The following is a 13,097-nucleotide window of genomic DNA, read 5'->3' as shown; positions in this document are numbered from 1 at the left end:
ACACTCCCTGAGTGAGTAACCCGCTCAGGGTGCGTTCAATGACACAGCTGGTCAGTAATTAACTCTTAGCCCGGCTCTAATAATTTATCAGCCAGAGGACTGGTTGACAGAATTCAGAATCTGCACCATCACCGGACAACAGCGCCCGAGCCGCTTTCTCCAGTCGGGCATGCGTTTTACGGTGCTTACCCTGATTGTCAGAAAAGGATGCGGCAAGCTCACCAGACTGGGCGGCAATCGATTTCCAGACAGGGCAGGTCTTTCGCAGTATTGCGGTACGTGAGACGTTCAGTGCGCTCGGATTTTTACTGACTAGGCCGACCCGGGTCGTGACGTACCAGGACATCCTGATTGTAAACCGACACAGCTCCATCTTCCCGGAGACGATACCAGGCGTCATCGTCCTCAGCATCCCATGTCCCCAGCGCCGGCTGACGGGTATAAGTAACGCCTTCTAAATTTTCACATCTGAACTGTGCTAACCGCCACAAAAACATTAACCACTCTTATCACAATAATGTAATACTAATTCTATTGAATGATAATGATTACCATTTATAATATCATTATCATAAACTATTCGTAAAAAATACAAAAATCAGACATTAAATATGGGGTTAATTGCCATAAAAAGATAGAAACACAAAAAACTGATTTTTTTCAGTCTCTCAACACATCAACATATATTAATTATTAATAAGCATAGCGCTGTCATTTCTATATGATAGCGAGGCCCTTTAGGAATTTAATAAAGGTAAAGATTATGGACTTACGTTCGCAAAACCAGTCGATTCATTCCCTGCATCCATCCAGTCATTCCCCCACGCCTGAGCTTAAGGACGCTCTTTTCAATGACCAGCAGTTATCAGCCTGGGATAAGCAGACAAAGGATGTGCTGGCGCTGATGACGCGTACCGTTAAACAGGTTGAGAAACCCTTCAGCGGCATTTTCCCCCATGAACTGGTACAGGCGTTCAGCGGGGTTGATCTTGAAAAACCATTGGGCAGCAACGAAGCCGCGCTGGCAGAGCTTAGCGAACTTTATTTGCGCGATGCCGTCTGGTTTCACCACCCTAAATATATGGCACATCTGAACTGTCCGGTGGTACTCCCTTCTCTGCTTGCGGAACAGGTTATGGCGGTGGTAAACAGTTCGGTGGATACCTGGGATCAGAGCGCCGGTGGCACATTGATTGAACAGAAGGTGATTGACTGGACGCTCAATCGTATTGGATTACCCGCGGATGCGGACGGCATTTTTACCAGCGGCGGAACCCAGTCCAACCTGATGGCGATGTTACTTGCCCGTGACAGCTGGTGTGCGCTTCATCATCCTGGTTGTTTAATTAAACAGAAGGGATTACCAACGGAAGCCGGCAGATGGCGTGTCTTCACCTCTTCGCTCAGCCATTTCAGCATTCAGAAGTCAATGGCTATTCTGGGGCTGGGCTACGATGCGGTGATTTCAATCGATCATGATGAAAACTACCGTATGGATATCACTCATCTGGATCGGGAAATTCAGCGCTGCCACCAGGAAGGGTTGATCCCTATTGCCGTTGTGGCGACCAGCGGCACTACCGACTTTGGAAGTATTGATCCCATCGGGAAGATTTCCGCATTGTGTAAACAGTACGGTTTGTGGATGCATGTTGACGCCGCCTATGGTTGCGGCCTGCTGGTGTCGGAAAAGCATGCTCAGCGTCTTGCCGGGATTGAAAACGCCGACTCGGTTACGGTGGACTACCATAAGTCCTTCTTCCAGACGGTCAGTTGCGGTGCGTTTTTTGTCCGTAATAAGCAGAATCTGACCCACGTTACCCATCATGCAGATTACCTCAACCCGCTCAGCGCGCAACAGGAAGGCACACCGAACCTGGTCAACAAAAGTATCCAGACCACGCGCCGTTTTGATGCCCTGAAGATGTGGCTGACCCTGCGCATTATGGGGCCTGACGCGTTAGGTAAAGCCTTTGACACCATCATCGCCCTGACACAAACAGCCCACGCGCGGTTAAGTGCACACCCGTCCATTGAGGTGTTGCACGCGCCTGAACTCACCACCCAGGTTTTCCGTTACCTCCCCCGCTCCGGCGCTGACGATGAACAGGTCGATTCCATCAATGCCGCTATCCGTAAAGCACTTTTCCGATCAGGTAATGCGGTGATTGCCGGTACGAAAGTCAATGGTCGTCAGTATTTGAAATTTACCCTTCTGAACCCGGCAACAACAGTGGAAGACATTGACGATGTCATCGCGCTGATTGCGCATTACGGTCGGGAACAACTCCATGATCCCGCGTTGAACGTGGTTAATCAGTGAGAGCTTCGTGATGAACAACAACATTTATGACTTTATTGGTATTGGTATTGGCCCGTTTAATCTGGGATTAGCCTGTCTGAGTGAGCCCGTTGCAGACCTTAACGGGGTATTCCTCGATCAAAACCCCGGCTTTGACTGGCATATCGGTATGATGCTGGAAAGTGCGCATCTGCAGACACCGTTTATGGCTGATCTGGTGACGCTGGCCGATCCAACCAGTCCTTACAGTCTGCTGAATTATATGAAGCAGAAAGGAAAGTTATATTCTTTTTACATCCGGGAAGACTTTTTCCTGATGCGCCGGGAGTATAACCAGTATTGTCAGTGGGCCTGCTCAAAACTGAGTAATCTGCACTGGAATACCCGGGTTGAATACGTCAGTTATGATGACAGCATGCAGTGTTACCGCGTGACATCGGTTGATACCGTGAGCGGAAAACAGAAAACGTGGCTGGGACGTCATCTGGTACTGGGTACCGGGCCTGCGCCCTGGATCCCGGCGTGCAGCCAGCCTTATCGCAATCTGTTCACCCATTCTGGCGAATACCTGCAGAATAAAGCACAACTGCAGAAGAAACGCTCCATCACCATCCTCGGAAGTGGACAAAGCGCGGCGGAAATTTATTATGATTTACTGACCGATATTGATCAGTTTGGCTATCAGCTGAACTGGATCACCCGCGCGCCCCGTTTCTATCCGCTTGAGTACACCAAACTGACTCTGGAAATGACCTCACCAGAATGGATCGATTATTTCCATCGTCTGCCTCCCGCGAAGCGCGATGCCCTCAATGCCCAGCACAAAAATCTCTATAAAGGGATTAACAGCAGCCTGATCAACGACATTTATGACCTGATGTATGTCAAGCAACTGAATGGTGTGCTGGACGTCAATCTGTTTACCCATTCAGAGCTAACAGATATACGCCGGTTAGCGGCAGGTGGATTCGAACTGTCGTTGCATCAGCAAGAACAGGACTGCGCTTTCACGCATTGTACGCAAGGGTTAGTGATGGCAACGGGGTACCACTATCGTCCGCCTTTATTTATTGAAGGCATTTCTCAGCGTTTACGCTGGGATGAGAAAGGTCGCTACGACGTCCAACGTAATTACAGTATTGACCACCACAATCAGGTCTTTGTCCAGAATGCCGAATTGCATACCCACGGCTTTGTCACGCCGGATCTGGGCATGGCCTGCTACCGCAATTCCATTCTTCTCCGTGAGCTGACAGGACGAGAGGTGTATTCCATTGAACGCCAGATCGCCTTCCAGACATTCTCCGCACAACCGGAACGTTGATATGCCACAGTCATTTGTATTTCAAACCACGCGCCCGGCGGGGCAGTTCACCCTCCGGCCAATGAGAGCGGAAGATGCGTCGCTCATCCACAGTTGGGTCACCCGCGACTATGCCCATTTCTGGGGCATGCAAAACGACACACCTGAACAGGTTGCGTCATTTTACCAGTCACTGACAGATGGCAATCCGCGGGCGGCGCTGATTGGCGCCTGCGACGATAAACCGGCCTTCCTGATGGAATTTTATCGTGCCGCTGAGGATGACGTGGGCAAATTCTATGCCGCTCAGCCTGGCGATTACGGCATGCACCTGCTGATTGCACTTGCCGACAATCCGGTTAAGCAGTTCAGCTGGCAGGTTTTCACGGGGGTCATGGACTATATGTTCAGCCTGCCGGAAGTGAGCCGGGTCGTGGTTGAGCCCGATGTACGGAATAACAACATTCACCGGCTGAACAAGCGTGCCGGTTTCCGCTATCAGACAACGATTGATATGGGCCATAAAACGGCATGGCTGGCGTTTTGTCAGCCTGAAGATTATCAGCAGGCTTTACAGAAGGAATCCCTGAATATGAATAATACACCCCTCCTGCTTACCGGCGCGCATTTGTCAGGTGAAAACTGGACGCAGGCCAACCGTCTGCTGATCCGTAAAGCGATTTCCGAATTCTCCCATGAACGGATCACTGAACCGACCCCGCTGGGGAAAGACCTTTACCGCCTTGCGGTACCCGGAACGGAAACAGAATATCAGTTCAGGGCAAGCCGTCTGGCACTGGATCACTGGGAAATTGACGCGGACTCGCTGATCAAACAGGAGAATGGTCAGGTCCTGCCGCTGGATGCGTTGCAGTTTATTGTCGAATTTAAAGAAAAAATTGGCATTTCTCAGGCGCTGCTCGCGACCTATATGGAAGAGATCAGCAGTACGCTGTGCAGCAGTGTATTTAAGCTGCAGAAAAATAACCCGGACAGTCAGACACTGGTTCATGCGGACTTTCAGACCGTTGAGTCATCAATGACCGAAGGCCACCCCTGTTTTGTTGCCAACAATGGCCGTATTGGCTTTGATGCCCGTGATTATTTAGCCTACGCCCCCGAAGTGGCCAGCCCGATTAATCTGGTCTGGGTCGCCGTTCATGTGCGTAATGCACACTTCTCCAGCCTCAGTAATCTTGCCTATGAACAACTGCTTAATGAAGAGCTTGGGCAGTCCACTGTTGCCGATTTCAGGGCGCATCTGAACAGGAACGGTCTGAAACCAGAAGATTATCTTTTCATGCCTGTTCATCCCTGGCAGTGGCAAAACAAACTGCTCACCGTCTTTGCCGCGGATATTGCCCGTAACGATATTGTTTACCTTGGCACAGGGGATGATCAGTACCAGGCGCAGCAGTCTATTCGTACCTTCTTCAACCGCAGTCAGCCCGGAAAACGCTATGTCAAAACGGCCTTATCGGTACTGAATATGGGCTTTATGCGCGGACTGTCGCCTTATTATATGGCCACCACGCCCGCCATTAATGAATGGCTTGAAAAACTGGTTGCAGACGATGACTGGCTGCAACGCTGCCACTTCCGCATCCTGCGTGAGGTCGCGGCGATCGGCTATCATAACCGCTACTATGAGCAGGCAATTAAAGGCGATTCTGCCTATAAGAAAATGTTTGCGGCGCTGTGGCGCGACAACCCGGTTGCCAACCTGAAACCCGGACAGCGATTGATGACGATGGCCTCATTCCTGCATGTTGACCATCATCAGAAACCGTTGCTTCCGGCGTTGATTGCCGATTCCGGTCTGCCAGCGGCACAGTGGGTCGAACGTTACCTGACCTGCTATCTGAGCCCGCTGTTACATTGTTTTTATCAGCATGATCTGGTCTTTATGCCCCACGGCGAAAATCTGATCCTTCTGCTGGAAAATAACGTCCCCGTCAGCGCGTATATGAAAGATATTGGTGAAGAGATTGCAGTGATGAACCCGGACGCCGTACTGCCAGAAAAAGTGCAACGGCTGGCGGTTGATGTCCCGGAACCTCTCAAGCTGTTATCGATCTTTACCGATGTTTTCGATTGTATCTTCCGATTTATCAGCGCGATATTGCATCAATCAGGTACGTTATCACAGGACGTGTTCTGGCAGTCAGTCGCATCCTGTGTGAAGGCATATCAGCAGGCTCATCCACAGCTGGCCAGTAAGTTTGCCCGTTATGACCTGTTTGCGCCAGAATTTACTCGCTCCTGTCTGAACCGCCTGCAACTGGCGAATAACCAGCAGATGATTAATCTGTCCGATCCTGCGGAAAATCTTAAATTCGCCGGAACCCTGGATAATCCAGTTCACCGCTGGCGGTAAACAACGCTGACCATCCTGGCGTGGCTCCTGTGGGGCCACGTTTTTATTTGTTTCTTTTCGGGGAAATATTCGTCATGGCGTTTTTCGTACCTGTATCACATCTGACTTTCCGCTATCTGGTTTTTCCGTTTTCTCTGGTCCTGTTTGAATTCGCGACCTATCTCGCCCATGACATGGTCCAGCCGGGCATGTTGCTGGTAACCCGCGAATTTAATGCCGGGCCTGAATGGGTATCCACGTCACTGACGGCTTATTTAGCCGGTTGAATCGTCCTGCAGTGGCTGCTTGGTCCACTCTCCGACCGGGTCGGACGTCGTCCCGTCATGCTCGCCGGAACGGCGTTTTTTATGCTGTCCTGTCTCGCAACCTACTGGGCACAGAGTATTGAACAGTTTGTTTTATTACGCTTCCTGCAAGGGATGAGCCTGTGCTTTATTGGCGCGGTCGGTTATGCCGCGATTCAGGAAGCGTTTGATGAAACGCACAGTGTGAAGATGATGGCCCTGATGGCCAATGTGGCCCTGCTGGCACCGCTGGCCGGACCGCTGGCAGGCGCAGCCTTTCTCTCTTTCGGTGACTGGCGAGCGATGTTCCTGTTGTTCAGCAGCATCACTGCCGTCGCCCTGCTGGGATTGTGGCACGCCATGCCTGAAACCGCTGGAAACAGCAGCGCGACCTTCTCACTAAAATTTCTGGGTAAGGAATACTACGGCCTGCTGAAAGATAAGCAGGTGATCAGAGGATCGCTGGCGATTGGTCTGGTGACGGTACCCTGTCTTGCCTGGGTTGCTTTATCGCCCGTGATCCTGATCCACGATGGCGGAATGAGTAGAATGGTGTACGCGCTGCTGCAGGTGCCGGTGTTTATCGCCATGATTGCCGGTAACCTGACACTGAGCTGCCTTGCCAGCCGTCTGCCGATTGAGCAACCGCTGAAGCTCGGCGCCTGGCCAATCCTTACCGGTCTGGTGATGGCGACAACGGGTTCTCTCAGTCACGCCTACAGCCACCTCTGGCTGACAGCCGGGCTCAGCCTCTACGGTTTTGGTTCGGGTATGGTGGGTGCCGGACTTTACCGTCTGACTCTGTTTGCCGGAACGGCCGGAAAAGGGAGCACCGCAGCCATGCTGGGAATGATGAGCATTCCTGTTTTTGCTATCGGAATTGAAGTCGCGAAAAGCGCTTACTTTACTGGTGGCAGTATCGGGTTTAGCGCGGTGAACCTGGTATGCGGCCTGCTCTGGTTATGGCTGGTGCGGAAATTTCTGCGTGAAGGTCAGCGCCGGAAGGCCATTCAATGTGGGGACTTAAATCAGTTGTAGGGGCGCACCTTGATGCGCCCCTGGGCGGCCTGAAGTCCGCCCCTACATCGGTATCACTGAGAGCAGATCAGAAGTCATAACCGACCGTTGCCACGATAGTACGTTCTGCGCCCCAGTAGCAGTAGCCCGTACCATAACAGGCCGCGACGTAGTCACGATCTGTCAGGTTATTGGCATTAACCTGTACAAATGCACCTTTAAGCTGGCGGCTCCAGGTTCCCAGATCTGCTCGAACCGACGCATCAAACAGGGTTGCAGAAGGCAGTCGGGTGGTATTTTCATTATCTGCCCACTGTTTACCAATGTAACGCACCCCAGCACCGATGCTGATGCCATAATCAAACTGATACTTCGCCCAGGCCGAAGCCATTGAGTTAGGTGTCACATACGGAGTATGGCCGTCGTTTCCGTCAACGGAATCTTTATAACGCACATGGTTAAGCGTGTAGCTGGCAATGGTACTCAGACGAGGCGTCAGTTGATTATGGGCTTCAAGCTCAATACCCTGCGAATGCACCTTCCCTGCCGGTTCATAGTAAGAGCCGACAACGACACGGTTGCCCACATCTTTCTGCGTCAGATCATAGATCGCAACAGAGTAAAGATCGGATGTCCCCAACGGCTGGTATTTCACCCCGGCTTCGTACTGTTCAGAAGTGGTAGGTTTGAGGAGATTACCATCCTGACCGGAAAGCGACTGCGGTGTGATTGCCTGGCTGTAACTGACATAAGGTGAGATGCCGTTATCAAACGCATAAAGCAGCGCTGCACGCCCGCTGACATGATCGTCCTGACGACGGTATCGGGTGCCATAATCGTAATTGTCGGTTTGAGACACGATGCGATCATAACGACCGGACAGGTCCAGATGCCATTTATCCCAGACCATTTCATCCTGTAAATAAACCCCGGTCTGGTAATAACGACGCTGTGAATTATAGAAAGTGTAATCCGAATTGACGCCTACCGCTTTGCCCGTCAAGGCATTGAGCTGGCTGGCATAACCACTGGCATTGCTCAGGTCATTTTTATACTGATGATACTCCGCCCCAAGTACCACTTTATGTTCAACGGCTCCCGTTGAAAAATCTGCTTCCAACTGGTTGTCAATGGCAAAGGCATCGAGCGAAGAACGTGAACCGGAATAATAGCGATTCAGCAGATCGGTGTTCGTGGTATCCCAGCCAATCTGATAGACCTGATCGAGATCGACGTTGGAGTGTGAATAGCTGGCATTTGAACGGAACGCCCAGGTATCGTTGAAACGGTGTGAAAACTCAGCACTGTAAATCTGCTGGCGCCGCTTGAACTGATCCAGATTGGTCTCGCCATCATAGAAGCCGGTGCTCAGCTTACGGCCATTATGCCCGGTGATGCTTCCATCCCCGGGCACCGAACCATGATATCCTCCAGAAGGGTCTTTTTGCAGATAAGCACGCAGCAGCAACGACGTGTCTTCATCAGGTTGCCACAGCAGTGAAGGCGAGATCGCGTATTTTTCTTCACGAGTATGGTCGTACTGGGTATCACTGTTACGGGTAATCCCCGTCAGACGGAATGCCCACTGATCGTTGATAGCATTAGTGTAATCGAACGCAGCACCAGTGGTGCTGTTCGTTCCGGCGGACAGCCGGAAATGCCCCTCCTGCGTAAACTGCGGGCGCTTCGAGGTTTCCATTACTAAGCCGCCCGGTACGGTCTGACCATATAAGGCGGAAGAAGGCCCTTTAATGACATCAATACGCTCAAGGAACCAGGGATCGACCTGCAGAATGTTATAGCTGCCAGCATCACTCATCAAACGCAGACCATCAAGGAAGATGTTATCGACATCTCCGCCGTGGAAGCCCCTGAGTGAAACGGTATCGTAACGGGTAGCTGCGCCAGCAAAATTGGTAAAGGCCCCGGCGGTATAGTTCAGCGCCTGGTTAACATCCATTGCCCCCTGATCTTCCATTTGCTGTCGGGTAACGACAGAAACCGACTGACCTGTCGTAATCAGTGGCCGGTCTGTTTTGGTCGCCCCTTTACTGACTTTTGTCGCGTAACCTTCCGTCGGTGTCGTCGCTGTTTCAGCAGACTGCGCGGTCACAACCAGCGTATCTGCCGCATACGTCAGAGATGGTGAAAAAAATGCGATGGTACAAAGCAGGGCTGAACGCTTCGGAGTAAAAGGCATTCTCATCAGTCTTTCCTTGTGTGTAGTGAAGTAATCACCCTTTTTTCGTTCAAAAAATAAGGTGTAACATACTCTAACTAAAATTAAACAAACATAAATGAGAATTATTATCCTTCTTATTTTCTTTTACAAGCATTAGTGTGACTAGAATGTAACCGTTAAGTGAGCGCCGTATTGACGGTTATCTGTCGGTGAGATCTACGCTCCATGGCAGCAGTTTGGCCACTTTATTTGAAGGCTATTCCTGCAATACACTCATGATATGGCGAAGGTAGGCTTCCGGAACGATGCCGTTCAGCCGGCAGCTCCCGATCAACCCGTACAGTTGCGCACCACGATCACCACCATGGCCCGAACCGAAGAATAGATAATTTTTTTCTGCCCAAACTTACTGTCCGCTGCGCTTTTACCCCGGATAACGCTGACGATATAAGGATTTTATGTCAGCGCGATAAGGGTTAAATAAAGGAGCTGTAATTACGTCTGTGGAAGAATAACCGGCAATGTTCAGGCAGCCGAACTGCCGTTGGAGAGATATGGAACTGAAAGACAGCATCGCTGAATTACTGGAAAGCCGGGGACAGTGGCGCCGTGCCGCACGCCGCTGGCTTGCTGTGATGGATCTGACGACCGACGAGGTCGAAAGAGAAGCCATTGCACGCCGTCGGGAACACTGCGTTGATATGAGCGCGAACATACCACTGGACAGGCGACGGAGTGAAACACGGCGCCTGTATAAAATTCAGAGCCGTTACGATGTTGGCTACTGACAGTTGAGAGTCGATCTCTGACACACTTAAGGGACCGCCAGTAAGGCTACTTCGTGCCAGGAACGGACGTTTCTAACCTCGTGGTATGTGAAATTCAGGGAAACAGGTCAGTCCTACTGTGTACATGCTGGAGGTGAGCGCAAAGAAGATATTATAACTTTGCGCGCAGCTTACCTTCAACCTCCGGGCCACTCTGTGATACGGTTACATTCTGGCGGTGTCACAAAAATCACGCGTTCTGTTGCGTCGCAATCTGCAACGCCGCGCGGACCTCTTCATAGATGGGTAGTGAGACGCCCGGCGTATCAAGCGTCGCGATCACGACATAAGGGATCCTGAGTTTTCTGATACCTGCACGGCCATAGCAGTTAATACGGATGGCAAGCTGATCGCCTCTAGTAAATGCCGATGCACGATTTCCTCTGCGAACCTCGTGATAAACGGTGCCATTCTTGAGGTGGGAGGGGTAATTATCGAACTCATCCAGATCGATAGCGCCAAAAGCAGGGCTGGCCCACAATTGAGCACCACGGTAGTCTTTATGACCATGATTTACCGGTGAGAACCAAGCCACCGTCACAATGAGGCGACGATTGATGGTCCGCGCGGCCAAGCTGGGGGGAAGTGGCAGGAAGAAATCCTGTGCCTTTTCACCCTCGATGACGTTGGTGTACAGCAGCGTAGCTTGGTTGTCATGACAGAAATGAATACGGCTTTCATTGACACTGCCAAAACCCAGATACTGATTCAGGTCCGACTTGAACGTCCGGCTGCCATTTACATCAAGATGGCGGCTGATAAGCTGTTTTGACAGTACATTGTGTTCAGCGCCATGGATTATCATGGCCTTAAGAATCAGCGCGTCAGGGGCTTTAGAGAGCGCCTCCCCATACCCAAGTTCTTTCATTTCCTGAAGCGTTTCATGAAGCATGGCAAGTCTTCGGGTTGCCAGCGCCGCTGCATTACTTGTGCCAGATGTAAACCCATACTGGTTAACGGCCCCTGTAGCTCCAGGCATAGCAGACTGAAGACCAGGCCCGAAGCGAGGAGTCTGAGAAATAACCAGCCTAACCGGATCACGGGCTGTAATGGTTTTATTAATGTAAGTCTGTCTGCCGCCAGGCATATGAATTTCGGGTTTGACCGATTTGCGTCTGCCCAGCGCAACGGTGTTGATGGGGGAAAACATTCCCTGTGTTCTAAAAATGTCTACCTGATTAGCCGGGATTACTCCGGTATAGCCATCGTGATGCGTAGCGCCAACGGTCAGAGCGTTGATTGACTCTGCTGGCGACAGTAGGCGTCGCAGCGGACGCTGCATTGCAATAGCCTTAAGAGCATGTTCTTCCAGTTCATCGGGCGTTAGTGCACCAAAATCGTCCCCTGCAACATTATCCAGAACCAGCTGCATCCCGAAATTACCTGCGCTGACGACAAAAAGCACTTTAAACTCGACAGAAAGCCAGTCAAGCATGCGCGCCCATGGGCTCATATGCGCATCAAACATTCTGCAGGGATCGCCCACGGAAAGGTTAATGATCGAAACATCCGGGGCAGTAGGGGGCTGACCGTTTTCCCCTCTTTTCATTCTGACTACAGCTCGGTGGATCAGGTCAGCCGGCAGATAGTGAGTCGGTATCTGTTCTCTGACGCTTCCGTTAAATCCTGCGCTACCAGGTGCCATGATGGGCCTGACGTGAACACGGCGTCGAAGCGGGGGCTCTTCGGGATCTGACAAATCACCGTGCACAATCAAAGAAGCCATTGAAGTCCCGTGGCTTTGATGGGAAGGTGAATCATAGAGTGACTCAAAGTCATCCGGGTCATCAATTTCGAGTCTCCCACTTAGCGCCTGATGATTCTCGAGCGGAAGCCCGTCTAGTAAAGCAATTACTGGACTGGCGTAAGGATCAGGCATGGATTGATGGCCGAACGGCAGCCCCTCATTGGCAACCATATCCTGGCTGTACACGGGGATCGCGCACTGTCCGAGTGGTCTGAAATACATAACATCGTCACAGCGCATGAGTTCCAGAACGTCGGCTCCATCAACCAGTACCTGCTGAACCTTGCTGACAGGCAGCTGACCAACAAGTGCGTGATAGCTGATCCCCACATGAAGACATCCGCCGGTAATGTCTCCACCGGCTTGGGCAATAAGGCGTCTTATCCGCGTTTCCGCTCTGACCTGCTCTGCGGGCAAAGCCCGGTACCAAAGTTCGATTTCAAAGGGCACCAGAGCATCATATCCGGCCGCAGCATCCTCTACAAGAACCTGCCAGTTCTCCACTACCAACGTTGCCTCCAGCCTGTCTCGAGTATCCCAGAACCTGATATCAATCAGTCTGTTGAATACATCTTTCAGAGGACCATAGCCGCGCTCAACGGTACGGGTTCTCTGATATTCGCGCCACAACGCCAAGAGGCGACTGAGCCCGGCTTGGTTGCTCATGGTGAGATAAGCGTTTTTGGAGGTAGGGGTACGTTTGTTGTTGCTCAGCGTATAATAATCTTCGCTGTCAAAAGACTTCTCAAGCAGGGCTGAGGAGAGATATTCAAAACCTTTAACGCGGGCGAGCGCATTAGCAACGCCCTGAATTTCACCCGCAACCTCCAGAACGAGCACTTTTTCTGGCAGGAACCCTTCGGCAGTATCAGCAAGCTCAATATATTCCGCAAATTTACGTTCAAGCCTCTCAACTTTGGGTATTACCCAATCGGCTTGAATATTGAAGGGCGGTGATTGTATCGATGATACAAAAGGCTTAAGGTCGTCCCTCTCATTAACTGCTTTCGGTGCGGTAAATATTAGTAGAGGGTTCTTCGCCATTTCACGTTCCTTCT

General features: G+C 51.2%; 6 protein-coding genes and 3 pseudogenes. 5 read left to right on the top strand and 4 right to left on the bottom strand.

What is annotated here, in order from left to right:
- Window positions 1-124: 124 nt before the first annotated feature.
- Window positions 125-452: pseudogene (locus tag H2P46_RS22970) on the bottom strand (ATP-binding protein); the annotation flags it as partial.
- A 311-nt stretch (window positions 453-763) separates the two neighbouring features.
- Between H2P46_RS22970 and H2P46_RS11170 the strand changes: the two are divergent.
- The 4 genes and pseudogenes from H2P46_RS11170 to H2P46_RS11155 all read left to right on the top strand — a co-directional run bounded on the left by H2P46_RS11170 (window position 764) and on the right by H2P46_RS11155 (window position 7,304).
- The gene (locus H2P46_RS11170; protein ID WP_193405129.1) at window positions 764-2,323 is read left to right on the top strand and encodes a pyridoxal phosphate-dependent decarboxylase family protein; all 1,560 of its coding nucleotides are present in this window, start codon (window positions 764-766) and stop codon (window positions 2,321-2,323) included.
- Window positions 2,324-2,333: 10 nt separating this feature from the next.
- Window positions 2,334-3,626 (top strand): lysine N(6)-hydroxylase/L-ornithine N(5)-oxygenase family protein, encoded by a 1,293-nt coding sequence (locus H2P46_RS11165; RefSeq protein ID WP_193405262.1) that lies wholly within the window; start codon window positions 2,334-2,336, stop codon window positions 3,624-3,626.
- Window position 3,627: 1 nt separating this feature from the next.
- Window positions 3,628-5,982 carry a GNAT family N-acetyltransferase gene (locus H2P46_RS11160; protein ID WP_193405128.1) on the top strand — a complete coding sequence of 785 codons (2,355 nt, stop codon included), beginning with the start codon at window positions 3,628-3,630 and terminating at the stop codon, window positions 5,980-5,982.
- Between the two features lie 74 nt (window positions 5,983-6,056).
- Window positions 6,057-7,304, top strand: a pseudogene (locus H2P46_RS11155) (MdfA family multidrug efflux MFS transporter).
- Window positions 7,305-7,371: 67 nt separating this feature from the next.
- Here H2P46_RS11155 and H2P46_RS11150 read toward each other — a convergent pair.
- The gene (locus tag H2P46_RS11150) at window positions 7,372-9,489 is read right to left on the bottom strand and encodes a TonB-dependent siderophore receptor (protein ID WP_193405127.1); all 2,118 of its coding nucleotides are present in this window, start codon (window positions 9,487-9,489) and stop codon (window positions 7,372-7,374) included.
- Window positions 9,490-9,721: 232 nt separating this feature from the next.
- Window positions 9,722-9,862: pseudogene (locus tag H2P46_RS23410) on the bottom strand (hypothetical protein); the annotation flags it as partial.
- A 157-nt stretch (window positions 9,863-10,019) separates the two neighbouring features.
- On the opposite strand from H2P46_RS23410, the gene H2P46_RS11140 reads away from it, so the two are divergent.
- Window positions 10,020-10,253, top strand: a complete 234-nt coding sequence (locus H2P46_RS11140) for a PerC family transcriptional regulator (protein WP_193405126.1) — start codon at window positions 10,020-10,022, stop codon at window positions 10,251-10,253.
- A gap of 229 nt (window positions 10,254-10,482) precedes the next feature.
- Here the strand turns inward: H2P46_RS11140 and H2P46_RS11135 are convergent, their stop codons facing one another.
- Window positions 10,483-13,083, bottom strand: a complete 2,601-nt coding sequence (locus H2P46_RS11135; RefSeq protein ID WP_193405125.1) for a S8 family peptidase — start codon at window positions 13,081-13,083, stop codon at window positions 10,483-10,485.
- Window positions 13,084-13,097 lie beyond the last annotated feature (14 nt).

Origin of the sequence: Mixta mediterraneensis, assembly GCF_014946725.1 — a bacterium.
In the GTDB taxonomy this organism is placed as follows: domain Bacteria; phylum Pseudomonadota; class Gammaproteobacteria; order Enterobacterales; family Enterobacteriaceae; genus Pantoea; species Pantoea mediterraneensis.
This window is presented reverse-complemented; position numbering and strand designations above follow the sequence as displayed.

Coding starts and splice junctions, on each gene's coding strand:
- H2P46_RS11170 (WP_193405129.1), top strand. CDS start 764: ATGGACTTACGTTCGCAAAACCAGTCGATTCATTCCCTGCATCCATCC.
- H2P46_RS11165 (WP_193405262.1), top strand. CDS start 2,334: ATGAACAACAACATTTATGACTTTATTGGTATTGGTATTGGCCCGTTT.
- H2P46_RS11160 (WP_193405128.1), top strand. CDS start 3,628: ATGCCACAGTCATTTGTATTTCAAACCACGCGCCCGGCGGGGCAGTTC.
- H2P46_RS11150 (WP_193405127.1), bottom strand. CDS start 9,489: ATGAGAATGCCTTTTACTCCGAAGCGTTCAGCCCTGCTTTGTACCATC.
- H2P46_RS11140 (WP_193405126.1), top strand. CDS start 10,020: ATGGAACTGAAAGACAGCATCGCTGAATTACTGGAAAGCCGGGGACAG.
- H2P46_RS11135 (WP_193405125.1), bottom strand. CDS start 13,083: ATGGCGAAGAACCCTCTACTAATATTTACCGCACCGAAAGCAGTTAAT.